This is a genomic window from Fructobacillus apis (assembly GCF_023893635.1).
Classification (GTDB): Bacteria; Bacillota; Bacilli; order Lactobacillales; family Lactobacillaceae; genus Fructobacillus; species Fructobacillus apis.
Window position 1 is genome coordinate 45,015 of sequence record NZ_JAMWYK010000005.1, and the last position, 16,691, is coordinate 61,705.

Sequence of the window (16,691 nt, forward strand, 5' to 3'; positions counted from 1 at the left end):
AAATGGAGCCATGACAGAAGCTAAATACGTGGCTGTTCAAGCCGACATCAAATCAAAAATTTACCAGGGGGCTTATCCAGACTTGAAGCTCCCGGACGAACGTTCCATGGCCGAGGAGTACGGTGTGTCCCGTTCTTCCATCAAACGTGCGTTAAACGTGTTGGTCCAACAGGGAATCATCTTCAAAAAGCGCGGCTCCGGAACCTTCGTGAACCCGCTTTATTTGAAGAACCAAGCCATCTTCCAACACGAAGGATCGAACTTGGGCGTGTCCGACTCCTTTCGGATTAACGGGCAGGCGCCATCAATCGAACTCCTGGATTTCCGAGTTATTCAAGCGACTCCGGAACAGCAATCCGCCTTGTTTTTAAACGACGGAGATTTCGTGTACGAAATTAAGCGACTGCGTAAGTTGGACGGCGTGCCCTTCATGATTGAGTACGGTTACGTGCCCATCGCCCTTCTTCCTGGATTGAAGAAGGGGGATGTCACGCAATCCATCTACGGCTATGTCGAAAAGGAAAAGCAACGAAAGGTAACGCGTTCCTTCATGACCATCATGGCCGCGCCTTCAAACGATGAGGAACAAGAGCTGTTGCAGCTAAAGAAGACGGAGCCGGTCGGAATCATGGAAGGAATTTTCTTCATGGACGACGGGACACCGTTGGAATACGCTAACATGCGATTGCACTATGAATACTTGCGTTATAACGCCTTTGTTTCGCTTGGCTCAGAATAAGAATTGAAAGCGGTAATAATTGGACCGGTCCAATTAAAATTTAAATGCAACCAAAATCGAGAAAGTTGGTCCCAAGCGTCGTTTTTTCTTGAATCACCATTTATCACTCGATATAATGTACTTGTAAATATTTAATCGGAGGAACGCATAAGCGTCCTTCGTGTAAAGAAAAAAGGAGTACTATTTACATGGTTGATTACAACTCAAAAGAGTACTTGGAACTCGTTGATAAGTGGTGGCGCGCAACCAACTACTTGTCAGCTGGGATGATTTTTTTGAAGTCAAACCCATTGTTCTCAGTTACTAAGACGCCAATTCAAGCTGAAGACGTGAAGGTTAAGCCTATCGGGCACTGGGGAACGATCTCTGGTCAAACTTTCTTGTACGCTCACGCAAACCGTCTGATCAACAAGTATGACTTGAACATGTTCTACATCGGTGGACCAGGACACGGTGGCCAGGTAATGGTTACGAACGCCTACCTCGATGGTGAATATACTGAAGACTACCCAGAAGTTACGCAAGACTTGAAGGGTATGTCAACGTTGTTCAAGCGCTTCTCATTCCCAGGTGGAATTGGTTCTCACATGACGGCCCAAACACCAGGTTCTTTGCACGAAGGTGGAGAATTGGGATACTCATTGTCTCACGCCTACGGTGCTGTTTTGGATAACCCTGACCAAATTGCTTTCGCAGTTGTTGGTGATGGTGAAGCCGAAACTGGTCCATCAATGACTTCATGGCACTCAATCAAGTTCTTGAACGCCAAGAACGACGGTGCTGTTTTGCCAATCTTGGACTTGAACGGATTTAAGATTTCTAACCCAACTGTCTTCTCACGTATGTCAGACGAAGAAATCACGAACTTCTTCAAGGGTCTTGGATTCTCAGCTCGTTTCATCGAAAACGACGACATCCACGACTACATGGCTTACCACGAAAAGACTGCTAAGGTCATGGACGAAGCTATCGAAGACATCCAAGCTATCCAAAAGGATGCCCGTGAAAACGGTAAGTACGAAGATGGTTCAATCCCTGCATGGCCTGTAATCATCGCTCGCTTGCCAAAGGGTTGGGGTGGACCAACGCACGACCAAAAGGGAATGCCAATCGAAGATTCATTCCGTGCCCACCAAGTTCCATTGCCTCTTGGCCAAAACAACTTGGAAACGTTGCCACAATTCGAAGAATGGATGAACTCATACATGCCTGAAGAATTGTTCAACGCTGATGGTTCATTGAAGGATGAATTGAAGGCAATCGCTCCTAAGGGCGACAAGCGTATGTCAGCTAACCCAATCGCTAACGGTGGACGTAAGCGTGGGGAAGCCTTGAAGGACTTGGATTTGCCAAACTGGCGCGACTACACGAACGACATCAACGATGACAACCGTGGAACTTTGTTGCCAGATGGAAACCGCAACATGGACATGTTCACTTTGTCAACTTACCTTGAAAAGGTAATGCAAATGAACCCTAAGTCATTCCGTGTATTCGGTCCTGACGAAACGATGTCAAACCGTTTGTGGTCATTGTTCGACACGACTAACCGTCAATGGATGGAAGAAGTGAAGAACCCTAACGATCAATTCGAAGCTCCAGAAGGTCGTATTTTGGATGCTCAATTGTCAGAACACCAAGCTGAAGGTTGGTTGGAAGGTTACACGTTGACTGGACGTGTTGGAATCTTCGCATCATACGAATCATTCTTGCGTGTTGTTGACTCAATGATCACTCAACACTTCAAGTGGTTGCGTCACGCCTCAGAACAAGCATGGCGTAACGACTACCCATCATTGAACTTGATTTCAACTTCTACTGCATTCCAGCAAGATCACAACGGTTACACTCACCAAGATCCTGGTATGTTGACTCACTTGTCAGAAAAGAAGTCAAACTTCATCCGTCAATACTTGCCTGCCGATGGTAACGCTACTTTGGCTGTTATGGAACGTGCGTTCTCAGAACACTCAAAGGTTAACCACATGGTTATCTCAAAGCAACCACGTCAACAATGGTTCTCAGCTGCTGAAGCTGAAGTCCTTGCTAACGAAGGTTTGAAGACGATTGACTGGGCATCTACTGCACCTTCTGGTGACGTAGACATCACGTTTGCATCTGCTGGTACTGAACCAACGATCGAAACGTTGGCAGCTTTGTGGTTGGTTAACCAAGCCTTCCCAGAAGTTAAGTTCCGTTACGTAAACGTTGTTGAATTGCTCCGTTTGCAAAAGAAGTCAGAATCAGCTGGTAACGACGAACGTGAATTGTCAGCCGAAGACTTCGACAAGTACTTCCAAGCTGATACACCAGTTATCTTCGGATTCCACGGATACGAAAACTTGGTTGAATCATTCTTCTTCGAACGTAAGTTCCGCGGCGATGTATACGTTCACGGATACCGTGAAGATGGTGACATCACGACGACTTATGACATGCGTGTTTACTCACACCTTGACCGCTTCCACCAAGCTAAGGAAGCCGTTGAAGTTCTTTCAGGACGTGGCGTAATCGAACAAGCTGCTGCTGATACGTTCATCGCAAAGATGGATGACATCTTGGCAAAGCACTTCAAGGTTACCCGTGAAGAAGGACATGACATTGAAGAATTCACGAAGTGGCAATGGTCAGCTTTGAAGTAAGCTGAACACCTCTTCAAAAAGAGCGAGCGAAAGCTCGTTCTTTTTTTATACAAAAAGACCGGGAAATTCTGCTATAATAGCCCTAATTGAGGAAGGAAGACCGCTATGAATACGATTAAATTGATTTCGATTGATATTGACGGAACACTTTTGAACGATAACCGGGAAATTACGCCCGCTGTTAAAAAGGCTGTGCAGGAAGCAACGGCCAAGGGAATCTACGTTGTCATTACAACTGGACGTCCTGCAACGGGAGTGAAAAAAGTTCTTTCTGATCTCGAACTTATTGCGGAAGATCAGTACGTGATTACCCACAACGGAGGGGTAGCCCGTTCAACGGATCACGCAAATGATGTTTATCATGAAGAGTTACCCTGGGATTTGTTCGAGGAGGCTTTGACTTTTGCAAAGGAAAAAAAGGCCTACTTGCAAGTTGAATCCGACGAGTATGCCTACACGTTGAACCGGGAATCCAACGTCTTTGTCGCACAAGAAAACTTCGTTGTGCAGTTGCCTTTGAAGACGGTTGATTCCGTTGATGAATTGAAAGACGTGCCTTTCGTTAAGGCCATGATCATTGGGACAGAAGATGACATGGACCGGATTCAAGCGGCCGTTCCAGCAGACTTGAAAGAACGTGCGAACGTCGTTCGCTCAACGCCAAATAACTTGGAGTTTATGAACAAGATTGCTTCCAAGGGGAACGCCATGTTGGCATTGGCTGACAAGCTTGGTATCAAGCAAGAAGAAACAATGGCCATCGGTGATCAAGAAAACGACGTTACGATGATCAAAGCGGCCGGTATCGGTGTGGCTATGGGAAACGCCGTACCATTGATTAAGAATGCTGCCGACGTTGAAACGACGGATAACAACCATGATGGGGTTGCAAACGCCATTGAAAAGTATGCCTTGGGTAAGTGAGGCATTATAAAGAATTATTTTTATTCAAGGAAGGGCTGATTTGAAATCGGTCCTTTTTTCTATCCAGTTTTTAGTCAATTCTTGGTATAATAGACAATGAATTAGTCATTTTATGCTTGGAGTAGTCTATGTCACAGTCAAATCTTAAACTTTTTTCCTTGTCATCGAACCATCCTTTAGCTGAAAAAATCGCAGCCGAAGTAGGTGTACCGCTTTCTGATATTTCCGTTAAGCGTTTTGCTGACGGTGAAGTGCAGATTAACATTGAAGAATCTGTTCGTGGTGCCAATGTTTTCGTTATCCAGTCAACATCACAGCCGGTTAATGACAACTTGATGGAACTCTTGATCATGATCGATGCGTTGAAGCGAGCATCTGCTGAACAAATCAACGTTGTTTTGCCTTACTACGGTTATGCTCGTCAAGACCGTAAGGCCCGTTCACGTGAACCAATCACTGCTAAGTTGGTTGCGAACATGATTGAACGTGCTGGTGCTACGCGTGTGATGGCGCTTGATTTGCACGCAGCGCAAATTCAAGGGTTCTTCGATTTGCCAATGGATCACCTTCAAGGTGCGCCGCTCTTAGCTGACTACTTGATTGAAACGGGAATTGCCGATAAGGAAAACGCCGTTGTTGTCTCACCTGACCATGGTGGAATGACCCGTGCCCGTAATTTGAACAACATGTTGGGCTTGGATGCACCCGTTGCTGTGATCGACAAGCGTCGTCCGAAGCCAAACGTGGCTGAGGTTGGTTCAATCGTTGGTGATGTTGCTGGAAAGACGGCAATCATGGTCGATGACATGATTGATACCGCCGGAACGATTACTCAAGGAGCACAACTGGTACTTGAACACGGTGCCAAGGAAGTTTATGTTGCCGCTTCTCACGCGGTCTTCTCAGGGCCTGCTTTGGAACGCTTGCAAAACTCCGTTTTCACGAAGGTTATCGTAACGGACTCTATCAATTTGCCAGACTCCAAGAAGTTCGACAAGTTGGAAATTGTGTCAGTTGGTGAATTGATTGGTGAAGCCATTCGTCGTGTATCCATGAACGAAGCCATTTCACCAATGTTCAAGCACCGTTTCCGTCGTCGTAATCAATAAGTAAAGTAAGTGATTTCAAGTACAAAATTGTCGTTTTCGTCTTTGAAATCAAAATGAAATAAAGCGGAAAGAGCCCTGTACAGGCAATGGTTTGCCTATGTACAGGGCTCTTTTTTATGTGAGCAATATCGGTAAAAAAGTCAACATACGACGCAACTGTGTTACAATGACACATATATAGTAATTTTTTAAATGGAGTGTGGGGTTATGTATAAGATTTTAGTCGTAGATGACGAAAAGCCTATTTCAGATATCATTAAATTCAACTTGGTAAAAGAAGGATACGAAGTTGTTACGGCAAGTGACGGTCAAGAAGCTTTGGACTTGTACAAGTCTGAAAATCCTGACTTGGTTTTGTTGGATCAAATGTTGCCTGAAATCGAAGGAATCGAAGTACTCCGCCAAATCCGTGCGAAGGATAAGACGCCGGTTATCATGGTAACGGCCAAGGATTCCGAAATCGACAAGGTTATCGGACTTGAAATGGGTGCCGATGATTACATCACCAAGCCATTCTCAAACCGTGAATTGGTCGCTCGTGTTAAGGCCGACCTCCGTAACCGTCACACACCAGGATCAAACGATGACAACGCCGTTAACCAAGATGACATCCAATTGGGTAACTTGGTTATTCACACCAAGACTTACATGGTGACAAAGGACGGTGTTGACGTTGAATTGACACACCGTGAATTTGAGTTGTTGGCGTACATGGCACAACACATCGGTCAAGTGATGAACCGTGAGAACTTGCTCCGTCAAGTTTGGGGTTACGACTACTTCGGCGATGTTCGTGCAGTCGACGTTACGGTTCGCCGTTTGCGTGAAAAGATTGAAGACGTACCTTCTCACCCAGTTTGGTTGGGAACTCGTCGTGGAGTAGGATACTATCTCTCATCAGGAAAGCAAGCAAACTAAAATACAATTTAAGGAGGGCAAGGCAGTAGCCGATTTGCGAATATGAAATTTTTTGCCAGCATGCTACAATCAATTCGCTTCCGGATGTCACTGGTTTTTGTCCTCTTTTTTGTCGTCTTATTTGAATCGGTTGGGGTCTTCTTCGTTCACCAAATTGAACACTCCGATTTAGTTTCATCTCAAGATAAGTTGACGATGCCCACCTATTTGCGTAATCAAATTGTTAATGGGATGGACAACCCGGAAGACAGTGACGCACAAAAAGGAATGAAACGGGCGATTACTGACTTTGATGACCGGATGGTGGACAATGTTGTTGTCTATGACCAAGAAGGTAAAATCATCACCGATCAGCATGACCTGAAGAAAAAGGGGCCGGTCACTACACGCTTAGATACGAACACTAAAATGGCTTTGCGCGGTGACTTGGCATACCGAAAGGTGCGAACAAATGACGGGGCCCAAGGACAAGAAGTTATTGTGACAAACGTCCTGAAGGGAAGCGACAACCAAACCGTTGGTGCCGTGGTGGTGTACGGAAATCTCCACCAGATTTATTCCAACGCCCGGCGCATCATGTGGCTCTTCATTTTGGCGGGAGTCTTGACGGTCATCGCAGCCTTCTACTTAGCGGTGATTCTCTCAAGAACGGTCACCCGACCAATCGAACAAATCTCTAAACAGACCGCTCGAATTACCGCTGGTGATTACGCCATGGTCAACAAAATTGGCGGTTCCAACGAAATCGCGCAGTTGGCCCAGTCTGTTAACGTGATGTCGCAAAAAATTGCGTCATCAACGGAAATGATTTCCAATGAAAAGAATCGACTCTATTCCGTTTTGCATCACATGAATGATGGTGTCTTACTGACGGACGCACGTGGTCGATTAACAATCATTAACCAAGCGGCATCTAACTACCTCAAAATCAATGAGTACGAGACGCTTGGAAAGCCAGTCTTTGATATTTTGGATATGCCAGAATATCAAAACATTCGTGACTTAATTAAAACAAAAAGCCTTTCACGATGGACTTGGGGGATCGAATTATTGAAGTTCGAATTTCGATGATTAAGGATCCTTCCGGAATGATTAACGCCTTAATCCTGATTCTTCGGGATGTTACCATTCAGTTGAAGACGGAAGAAGAGCGAAAGGCCTTCGTTTCAAACGTCTCTCACGAATTGCGAACCCCTTTGACGACAGTGACTTCATACGTTGAAGCCTTGGTCGATGGCGCAAAAGAAAATCCTGAAGTGATGAATGACTTCCTTTCCGTGATTCAAAATGAAACGGGACGTATGTCTCGAATGGTTTCTGACCTTCTTGAACTGTCACGAATGGACCAAGGAACAATGGAGGTTAAAACGGAGTTGGTTAACTTGAACTCCTTGATGAACTTCGTCTTGGACCGTTTTGACATGATTTTGTCGAATGACAACAACGAGCTGAACACGAAACCCCTCAAGATTGAGCGACAAATTCCAGAAGATGAATACTGGGTTGACGTTGACCACGATAAAATCATGCAGGTTTTGGATAACCTTTTGAACAACGCCATGAAGTATTCGCCGGATGGGGGAACCATTACCGTTACACTCCAAAAGAATGGCGAAAACGTTCAAGTAGCGATTTCCGATCAAGGTCTTGGAATCCCGAAGAAGGATCAGGCTCGGGTCTTTGATCGATTCTTCCGAGTGGATAAGTCACGTTCACGTGCCATGGGTGGTACGGGATTAGGATTAGCGATTTCCAAGGAAGTCATCGAGACATTTGGTGGTAAAATTTGGGTAGAGTCCAAGGAAGGTGTTGGTTCAACATTCAAATTAGAACTCGCCTTTGTCGACGATGAATTACTTCAGTCTGGAAAGCGCTGGGATGACGATTAGCCTGCTTTCTTAATTTATAATTAATTAGGGTTCGCTAAACTGATAGCAGTAAAATTTGGAGATTTGATATGGAAAACAAGCTTACAAAGTTAATGTTAGCTGGTGCTTTTGCCGGTTTAATTGGTGGGTCTGCCGTTCTTGCAGGGCAAGAAATCTACCAGAACTATCAAGTAACCCATACCAAAGTTGCACTGAAATCTTCGAAGACCGAAAAGTTATCTTCTTCTGACACCGCCCAAACGGCCTACAAAAAAGTAGCAAACGCGGTTGTTTCGGTCATTAACTTTAAGAGTGAAAACCAAGAAGCATCAGAAGGTTCGGGTGTTGTATACAAGAAGGCGGACGGATCGGCTTTCATTGTGACGAATAACCACGTCATCGATGGTGCGAAGAAAATTCAAATCATTACACACGGTAATCAAACACTGGTGGCTGAATTAGTTGGAAAAGACGCCTTAACGGATTTGGCCGTTTTGAAGGTATCGGACACGAATGATCTTTCAGCAGCTGCTTTCGGCGACTCCGAGGTGATTTCGGTTGGTGAAAAGGTATTGGCCATTGGGTCGCCGCTCGGGTCTCAGTATGCTTCTTCCGTAACGGAAGGGATTGTATCTGCCACGAAACGTTTGGTGAACTCGGATACTAAGTCTAGCCAGAACTACGGTGGGTCAACGGTTATCCAAACGGATGCAGCCATCAACCCTGGAAACTCTGGTGGTGCGTTGATTAACCTGGCTGGACAGGTCGTGGGAATCAACTCCATGAAGCTGTCGAGCTCGAACTCCGGTTCCGCTGTTGAAGGGATTGGTTTTGCCATCCCATCAAACCAAGTGGTCGACATCGTTAACAAACTAGTGAAGTATGGAAGTGTGACGCGTCCGGCTCTTGGGATCTCGATGATTAATCTTTCCCAGGTTCCAGCAGATGAACAGAAGGATACGCTGAAATTGCCAACGGACCTCGCGGGTGGTGTTGTTGTTTACCAAGTAAACGATGGTTCACCAGCAGATAAGGCAAAGCTTCAAAAGTATGACTTAATCGTTGCCTTGGATGGCGACAAAGTGTCATCACAAGCTGACTTGCGTGAAAAGCTATACACCCACAAGGTCGGTGATAAGATTAAGCTGACCTACTATCGTGGTACGGACAAGAAGACGGTCACGGTAAAGTTGAACCAGTCTTTGCAATCGTAACCAAAGTGAAAAATAACTTGCTAAAGAGCACCAACTAAGCGTTGGTGCTCTTTTTATTTGCCAAATTATAAATGTCAAGACTGCTTTCTTTTTGTTTCCTTTGCTATACTAAAGAAAGCGAGTTTTAGGAGATAAATAGATGATTGTATTGGCAGGAACCATTGGTGCCGGAAAAACAAGTTTGACCGATATTTTAGCGGAACATTTAGGTGGAAAAGCATACTATGAAAGTGTGGATAACAACCCAATCCTGCCGCTCTTTTACCAAGATCCCAAGAAGTATGCTTTCTTACTGCAGGTATATTTCTTGAACACACGTCTTGAACAAATTATGGAAGCGCAAAAAGAAGAACGTGCCATCTTAGACCGTTCGATCTTCGAAGATGCTTTGCTCTTTCAGTTGAACGCTGATTTGGGACGTGCAACACAAACGGAAGTTGAAATCTACAAAGACCTTGTTAACAACGTCTTAGAGGAAGTTGATGAAGAACATCAGCTCAAGACACCGGACCTTTTGATTCACGTCCGTGTGTCCCTTGAGACGATGCTGAAGCGTATTCAAAAGCGCGGCCGTCCATTCGAACAGGTTGAACAAGACCCTGATTTGTTCCAGTACTACAAGGACTTAAACGAGCGTTACGAAGCTTGGTTTGATGAATACGATCGCTCACCAAAGTTGCTCATCAACGGGGATGAATTGAACTTTGTTGAAGATCCGGAGGCCAAGGAAAAAGTTTTGCAAATGATTGACGACAAGCTTGCCGAAGTGAAGGCTGGTTAATCTGTCGTGAAAGGCACGAGCATGCGATTGCTGCGTGCCTTTTTTCTTTCCTTTAAAATTAATCTTATAAATTCTGAAAGAATTACAAAAAAGTTAATGAAACCGCTTTCATTTTAAAGAGAGTTGTTCTAGAATGAAAGTGTACAAAAGATATGGATGTGTATAAAGGAGTTTGTTATGGGGGTTTTGTAAACGTTCATTAACGGCATGCATTTCGTCAGGAAAGCTGTTCTTAATGAACGGGAAGTGGAACTGGAACTTGTGAGTAAAGAGGTTTGCTATGCTATTAGGTAGTGTTGAAGCCGGTGGCACAAAGTTTGTTTGTGCCGTTGGTGATGAAAATTATCGTGTTATTGAAACAGTTGCCTTTAAAACGACAACACCAGAAGAAACTTTAGGTCAGACCGTTGCTTTCTTCAAGCGCTTTAAGGATTTGAAGGCCATCGGCATTGGTTCCTTTGGACCGATTGAAGTTCGCAAGAGCGCGCCAGAATATGGCTGCATTACGAAAACACCAAAAAAGCACTGGGCGCACGTTAATTTTGTCGAGTACATTAAGAGTCACATCAACGTGCCCATCTATTGGACGACGGATGTTAACGGATCGGCCTACGGAGAATACATCTTATCAAAACAGGAAAACGAGAAGCTTGAATCAATCGTTTACTTCACGGTTGGAACGGGTGTAGGAGCCGGCACCATCATTGATGGTAAGTTTCTTGGTTCCTTAGGACACGCGGAAGCGGGCCACATTCGAGTAAAAAGGCATCCTAAAGACATGAGCTTTTCGGGTATCTGTCCTTATCATGAGGACTGTTTGGAAGGGCTTGTGTCGGGTCCGACTTTTGAAGCCCGATTAGGAAAGAGCGGAAGGGAAGTGCCATTTACGAATCCGGTGTGGGGCTACATGGCCTACTACATTGCCCAGGCCGTTTTGGACTACACGTTAACGATTCGTCCAAACCAAATTGTCTTTGGTGGTGGGGTCATCTCCGAGACGTTCTTGGATATGATTCGAAAAGAATTCGCCGACTTGTTAAACGACTATGTCGACGTTCCGGATTTGAAGGAATACCTCCGAATGCCACGGGCGGAAGATAATGGTTCTGCAACGATTGGTGACTTTGCTTTAGCCACAAAAGCTTTGGAAAACGAAGCCGTTGAAAAGTTATAATAAGAATAGATAGAAACTCAAAGAAGGTAAAAGAATGGCACACATTAAGTTTGAGACGAAAGACATCGCACAATTTGTCGCTGACCATGAATTGGATGAAATGCAACCGCTCGTCACGATGGCGGATCAAGAACTCCGCAACGGAACGGGCGCTGGTGCTGACTACACGGACTGGGTTGATTGGCCAGAAAGCTACGATAAGCAAGAATTTAACCGCATTAAGCAGGCCGCAAAGAAGATTCAGTCGGATTCCAAGGTTTTGATTGTCATCGGAATCGGTGGTTCTTACCTCGGTGCGAAGATGGCGATTGACTTCTTGCACCCAATGTTTGCAAACGAATTGCCAGAATCAGACCGTAAGGGCGTAAAAATTTACTATGCAGGAAACTCGACGTCTGCTTCTTATTTGAACGACTTGGTTCGTGTCTTAGGGGACCAGGACTTCTCAGTGAACGTGATTTCCAAGTCCGGAACGACGACAGAACCATCCATGGCCTTCCGTGTCTTCAAGCAACTGCTTGAAAAGAAGTACGGTGCTGAAGAAGCCAAGAAGCGAATTTACGCGACAACGGATGCCAACAAGGGGGCTTTGCACGGCGAAGCCGAGTTGGAAAACTATGAAACCTTTACGATTCCGGACGGAATTGGTGGTCGTTTCTCCGTCTTGACTGCCGTTGGGCTTTTGCCAATCGCCGCATCAGGTGCTGACATCGACGCTTTGATGCAAGGAGCGGCTGACGCCAAGAACGAATACACGGAAAAGGATTTACGCAAGAACGACGCTTATAAGTATGCGGCAGTTCGTCGCATCTTGTACGACAAGGGTTACACGACCGAGTTGTTGACCAACTGGGAACCTACCATGCAGTACTTGTCTGAATGGTGGAAGCAGTTGATGGGTGAATCTGAAGGAAAGAACCAAAAGGGAATCTACCCATCATCTGCCAACTACTCAACGGACTTGCACTCCCTTGGCCAATACATCCAAGAAGGTCGTCGCGACCTCTTTGAAACGGTTGTTAAGTTGGACAGTCCAGTTTCAAACTTGGACTTGCCAGTTGAAGAAGAAAACAACGATGGCCTTCGCTACTTGGAAGGAAAGACGATTGACGACGTCAATACGAAGGCCTTCCAGGGAGTTGTGATGGCCCACGTTGACGGTGGTGTGCCAAACTTGGCCGTCCACTTGCCAAAGCAAGACGCTTACACGTTGGGTTACATGATCTACTTCTTCGAAATGGCAGTCGGCATTTCCGGCTACCTCTTTGGTATCAACCCATTCAACCAACCAGGTGTTGAAGCCTATAAAACGGCCATGTTTGCCTTGCTCGGTAAGCCCGGCTATGAAGAACAAAGCAAGATTTATCAAGAACGTTTGTCAAAATAAGCACGAAAAAAAGCCCAAAGTGATTTGGGCTTTTTTATTTGCTTTGAAATGCCTTAGGCCAAAACCTTTTTCATCATGTTTTGGAAGTCAGAAACAAATCGGTCTTGGTCAACCAAGATGGCCGCTTGTGAGTGACAAGGGTCCAACAGTTGGTCTGTGTCACCGATTGTACGGCCGTAGTCGCCAGTTTCTTTGTCGGTTGTGACCTTCATGTTCAATGGCATGGTATCAACATAGTCGGGCTGAACGGCAACAGCGACAGCAAGCGGATCGTGCAATGCGGCTCCCCGTTTGTCGATGTCTAGGTTATAATAGGCATCGATGTAGTAGTCCATGATATCTGCATAAAGCTTTGCCTTTGTTGTGCCGATTGCACGCCATTCGGCCGTGTGCTTCTTCGTCAGCAAAGTACGCAACGTGACATCCAAACCAACCATCGTTAACTTGTCTTGTTGGTGGAAGACGATGTCGGCGGCTTCTGGATCTTGGTTAATGTTTGCTTCCGTAAACGGCGTTACGTTTCCAGGAACCGTCAACGCCCCACCCATCAACGTCGTTTGACCAATGAGTTGTCCAATTTCAGGATCTTTTTCAAGGGCCAGTGCTAAGTTAGTTAACGGACCGGTTGGCAAGTAAACGAGCTGATCTTTGTATTCGTGAGCGGCTTCAATCAAGAAGTCGACACCGGATTGTTCGGAAATGGTACGCTTTGACTTAGGGACCAGCACATCACCAACACCGTTTTGGCCGTGAATGGTCTTTGATACTTCCATAACAGTGAAGTCATCGGTTGTCGTTGAGTGGGTTGCTCCGTAGAAAACAGGCACGTCGTTTTGACCGAGTAAGTCGAGCAAATCGAGTGAGTTTTGTGCAGTTACGGAAGTTAAGTTGTTTCCATAAGAAGCAATAATTCCGATTAAATCGATATCTTCGTGTCCTACCGCGTAGGCGAGGGCCAAGGCGTCGTCGACACCAGTATCGAGGTCAAGAATCATTTTTACTTTCGGCATGGGGAAAAGTCCTTTCTTTAATAAGGTTATTATAGCAAATTAACAGTGAATATAGGCGAAAAATAGCAAGATATTCAATAAAATACGAACGAAGAGGTTATTGCATGACTAAAACGTACGACATCTTAATTATTGGGGCTGGGCCTGTCGGGCTGTTTGCCGGCTATTACGCCTCGCTAAGAAACGTCAACGTCGCTGTTTTGGAAGCCTTACCCGAAATTGGGGGACAGGTGACGACGCTTTATCCCGATAAGAAAATTTGGGACGTGCCTGCTATGGCGGGGATGACGGGACGTGAGTTGATTGAGCGCTTGGAAGCACAGGCCAAACGTTTTGATCTGCCGGTCTTAACGAACCATAAGGTGACGAACCTCAAAAAAGTCGACGAGGAATTCGTCTTAGAGGTGAATGGCGAACAGGAAATGCGTTCGAAAGCGGTTATCCTGGCCAGCGGAAAGGGAGCCTTTAGCCCACGCCGCCTGCAGGTTGAAAACGAAGAAGAGCTCCTTGGTCAAGGTTTGTCCTACTTCGCTCCAAATTTGAATTCCTATGAGGGGCACACGGTTGCCGTCTTGGGTGGGGGTGATTCCGCCGTCGATTTGGCCAATGAAATTGAAAAGCGTGCGAACAAAACTTATTTGATTCACCGACGTGATGCTTTCCGAGCCTTGGAACAGTCTGTTTTGGAACTGGACCGAAGCGGTGTGGAAAAGAAGACGCCCTACAAGGTACTATCCACAACAAAGGACGCAGACGGTCGATTGAAAGTTAACCTGTCCTTCGCAAAAGAAAACGAGGTTCAAGAAAGTATCCTCGTGGATGATTTGCTGGTGCAGTATGGCTTTAAAACGGACGGTCAAGCTGAACGCGACTGGGCTGTTGATGTCGATTGGGATAAGGCCGGCTTAGTGGTGGAAGACCAGATGAAGACCAAAGAAGAGGGGCTGTATGCCATTGGTGACTTGTCCTCCTATGAAGGGCACGCTGATTTGATTGCTACAGGATTTGGTCAGGGGCCGGCAGCGGTGAACGCAGCCATTGCCTCCTTTGACCCGAACCATGCAGGACCAGGTCACTCGTCATCATTGAATATTGACTAATGAAAAGCCGGAAGGCTTTTTTTATTTGATTTAGGTGAGGCGCGGTCGTTGGGACGGTGATTTGTCATCTCTTTTTCCTCCATGTTCTACCGTCAGTATGCGGGTCGGGTTTGACTTTGAAAAGGAAAAGGAAAGGCTTTGTCCTAAGTCGTCATTTATGTGTCTTAAACGACATATATTTGAAATTATTTCTGTATTTATAAAGATGGTTAAGAAAAGTTTAAAAAATACGGAATTCCAAGGTGGAAGGCTTTTTTAGAGATGAATTCTGCTATGCTATTGAAGAGAAGTAATGCAGTCTAACATGAAATGGAGGTTTCATTATGACAGAAAAGAACAAAATGAAACAACTCAGCAAGCGCCTGATGGTGACTGCTGGAGCAACTACTTTGGCCGCAACTGGTGCCGTTTTGGGCGCAACGGTTGTTGGGAATGGAATGACCGCTTCTGCTAACTCAGTGGATGATCTCGGTCAAAGCAAAACGACCTCACAATGGACGGCGAACTCCGTCGACCAAGTGAAGGCTGCCATTCAATCACAGGGTGCCGTTAGCATCCAGTCATACCAAGCACAGTGGGGAGACACGTTGAACGCCATCTCTGCTGCCTTTGGGATGACCGCTGACGACGCTGCGCAAGAACTTGGTTTGCAAGACCACGGCCTTTTGGTTGCGGGTCAACACATGGACAAGCAAGCAACGGTTATTCAGGGCTTGAAGGACGCCGGTTACTTGAAGGACGGACAAAAGCAGGCCGACCTTGGTAACGGTGACCAAAACATGATCATGGTTCAGCAAAACGCTGATTCAAATGCTCAAAACCAAGCACCACAAGTTCAAAACGAAGGTGAAGTGAACAGCCAAGTCTCATCACAAAACGACCAGGCAGCGGCCGACGCGCGTGCGGCTGAAGCAGCAAAAGCTTCATACGACCAACACGTTTCGGACTCACAAGCAGCTGCAGAAGCGGCTCAAATGAACCGCTCTGGTAACAATGAAACGCCTTCAGCCGATGCCTCACAAGCAACTGCTGCAAACACGTCAAACGATGTCAACAAGGCACCGGAAGCTCCTGCAGCCAACAACACGGCTGATAAGGGTGATGCCGATGGGGCAAACAGCCAAGCTCAAAAGCTTGACTTCAAGATGGCTGACGATAACAACCAAGCAAACGTTACGCCAACGAACTACACGCCTTCGCAAGCTGCACAGCCAGCTTCTGCACCACAACCAGCGCCTGCTGCGCAACCTAGCCAAGCAAACGTGACACCAGCCCACCAAAACCGCGTGGACACGGAAGCGTTGATCAACTGGTTTGAAAACAACCGTGGTAAGTTGACTTACTCAATGTCTGGTTCACGAAATGGTTCCGATGGAACGGCTGACTGTTCTGGTGGAATGGTTCAAGCCATGTACGAAGCTGGGGCTTCAAAGCCAGCCTGGCTCTACAACACGGATTCCATGCACAGCTACTTGCAACAAAACGGTTACTACTTGATTTCTTCTAGCCATGAATGGCAAGCAGAACGTGGTGACATCGTTATCTGGGGTGCCCGCGGTGCTTCAGGTGGTGCGGCCGGTCACGTGCAAGTGATGACGGATGATGTGAACGCCATCTCCGTTAACTACTCAACGAAGGGACAAGCCGGAACGGCTGTGACGTCTTGGAACTTCGATACAGCATACGAAATTAACGCAGGTTTGAATGGTGGAAACTTGCCATTCTACGTTTACCGTCAGTAATTCATTGCTTCTCAATGAAAAAAGCCTCCTGGTTTTCCAGGGGGCTTTTTTGTTGCTTTGCTTTATGGGATAAAAGAAAAGAC

The 16,691-nt window shown here is 46.0% G+C and carries 14 protein-coding genes; 13 read left to right on the forward strand and 1 reads right to left on the reverse strand.

Annotated features, from left to right (window positions below; all coding sequences use genetic code 11):
* The first annotated feature begins 10 nt into the window (after positions 1-10).
* The 11 genes from NFX39_RS04900 to NFX39_RS04950 all read left to right on the forward strand — a co-directional run bounded on the left by NFX39_RS04900 (position 11) and on the right by NFX39_RS04950 (position 12,756).
* A complete protein-coding gene (locus NFX39_RS04900; protein ID WP_252443560.1) occupies positions 11-739 on the forward strand; it encodes a GntR family transcriptional regulator in 729 nt (242 codons plus the stop codon).
* Between the two features lie 188 nt (positions 740-927).
* Positions 928-3,381: a phosphoketolase family protein gene (locus NFX39_RS04905; protein WP_252443562.1), complete on the forward strand. Its 2,454-nt coding sequence runs from the start codon at positions 928-930 to the stop codon at positions 3,379-3,381.
* A 105-nt stretch (positions 3,382-3,486) separates the two neighbouring features.
* Positions 3,487-4,305 (forward strand): Cof-type HAD-IIB family hydrolase, encoded by an 819-nt coding sequence (locus NFX39_RS04910; protein WP_252443564.1) that lies wholly within the window; start codon positions 3,487-3,489, stop codon positions 4,303-4,305.
* Positions 4,306-4,433: 128 nt separating this feature from the next.
* On the forward strand, positions 4,434-5,414 hold the full coding sequence (locus tag NFX39_RS04915; RefSeq protein ID WP_213809422.1) for a ribose-phosphate diphosphokinase: 981 nt from the start codon (positions 4,434-4,436) through the stop codon (positions 5,412-5,414).
* 207 nt (positions 5,415-5,621) lie between these two features.
* Positions 5,622-6,332: a response regulator YycF gene (gene yycF / locus NFX39_RS04920; RefSeq protein WP_252443566.1), complete on the forward strand. Its 711-nt coding sequence runs from the start codon at positions 5,622-5,624 to the stop codon at positions 6,330-6,332.
* Between the two features lie 60 nt (positions 6,333-6,392).
* Complete coding sequence (locus NFX39_RS04925; RefSeq protein ID WP_252443568.1) at positions 6,393-7,403, forward strand: HAMP domain-containing protein; 1,011 nt, start codon at positions 6,393-6,395, stop codon at positions 7,401-7,403.
* Between the two features lie 17 nt (positions 7,404-7,420).
* Complete coding sequence (locus NFX39_RS04930; RefSeq protein WP_252443570.1) at positions 7,421-8,221, forward strand: ATP-binding protein; 801 nt, start codon at positions 7,421-7,423, stop codon at positions 8,219-8,221.
* A gap of 68 nt (positions 8,222-8,289) precedes the next feature.
* Positions 8,290-9,414 (forward strand): S1C family serine protease, encoded by a 1,125-nt coding sequence (locus tag NFX39_RS04935; protein WP_252443572.1) that lies wholly within the window; start codon positions 8,290-8,292, stop codon positions 9,412-9,414.
* Between the two features lie 139 nt (positions 9,415-9,553).
* On the forward strand, positions 9,554-10,195 hold the full coding sequence (locus tag NFX39_RS04940) for a deoxynucleoside kinase (RefSeq protein ID WP_252443574.1): 642 nt from the start codon (positions 9,554-9,556) through the stop codon (positions 10,193-10,195).
* Positions 10,196-10,475: 280 nt separating this feature from the next.
* Complete coding sequence (locus NFX39_RS04945; RefSeq protein ID WP_252443576.1) at positions 10,476-11,369, forward strand: ROK family protein; 894 nt, start codon at positions 10,476-10,478, stop codon at positions 11,367-11,369.
* Between the two features lie 34 nt (positions 11,370-11,403).
* The gene (locus NFX39_RS04950) at positions 11,404-12,756 is read left to right on the forward strand and encodes a glucose-6-phosphate isomerase (protein ID WP_252443578.1); all 1,353 of its coding nucleotides are present in this window, start codon (positions 11,404-11,406) and stop codon (positions 12,754-12,756) included.
* Between the two features lie 53 nt (positions 12,757-12,809).
* On the opposite strand, the gene NFX39_RS04955 is transcribed toward NFX39_RS04950, so the two are convergent.
* Positions 12,810-13,766 carry a nucleoside hydrolase gene (locus NFX39_RS04955; RefSeq protein ID WP_252443580.1) on the reverse strand — a complete coding sequence of 319 codons (957 nt, stop codon included), beginning with the start codon at positions 13,764-13,766 and terminating at the stop codon, positions 12,810-12,812.
* Positions 13,767-13,870: 104 nt separating this feature from the next.
* Here NFX39_RS04955 and NFX39_RS04960 point away from each other — a divergent pair, with 104 nt between their 5' ends.
* Both NFX39_RS04960 and NFX39_RS04965 read left to right on the forward strand, forming a co-directional pair.
* Positions 13,871-14,866, forward strand: a complete 996-nt coding sequence (locus NFX39_RS04960; protein WP_252443582.1) for an NAD(P)/FAD-dependent oxidoreductase — start codon at positions 13,871-13,873, stop codon at positions 14,864-14,866.
* A gap of 323 nt (positions 14,867-15,189) precedes the next feature.
* Positions 15,190-16,608, forward strand: coding sequence for a peptidoglycan amidohydrolase family protein (locus NFX39_RS04965; RefSeq protein ID WP_252443584.1), 1,419 nt, complete (start codon positions 15,190-15,192; stop codon positions 16,606-16,608).
* The last annotated feature ends 83 nt before the right edge of the window (positions 16,609-16,691 follow it).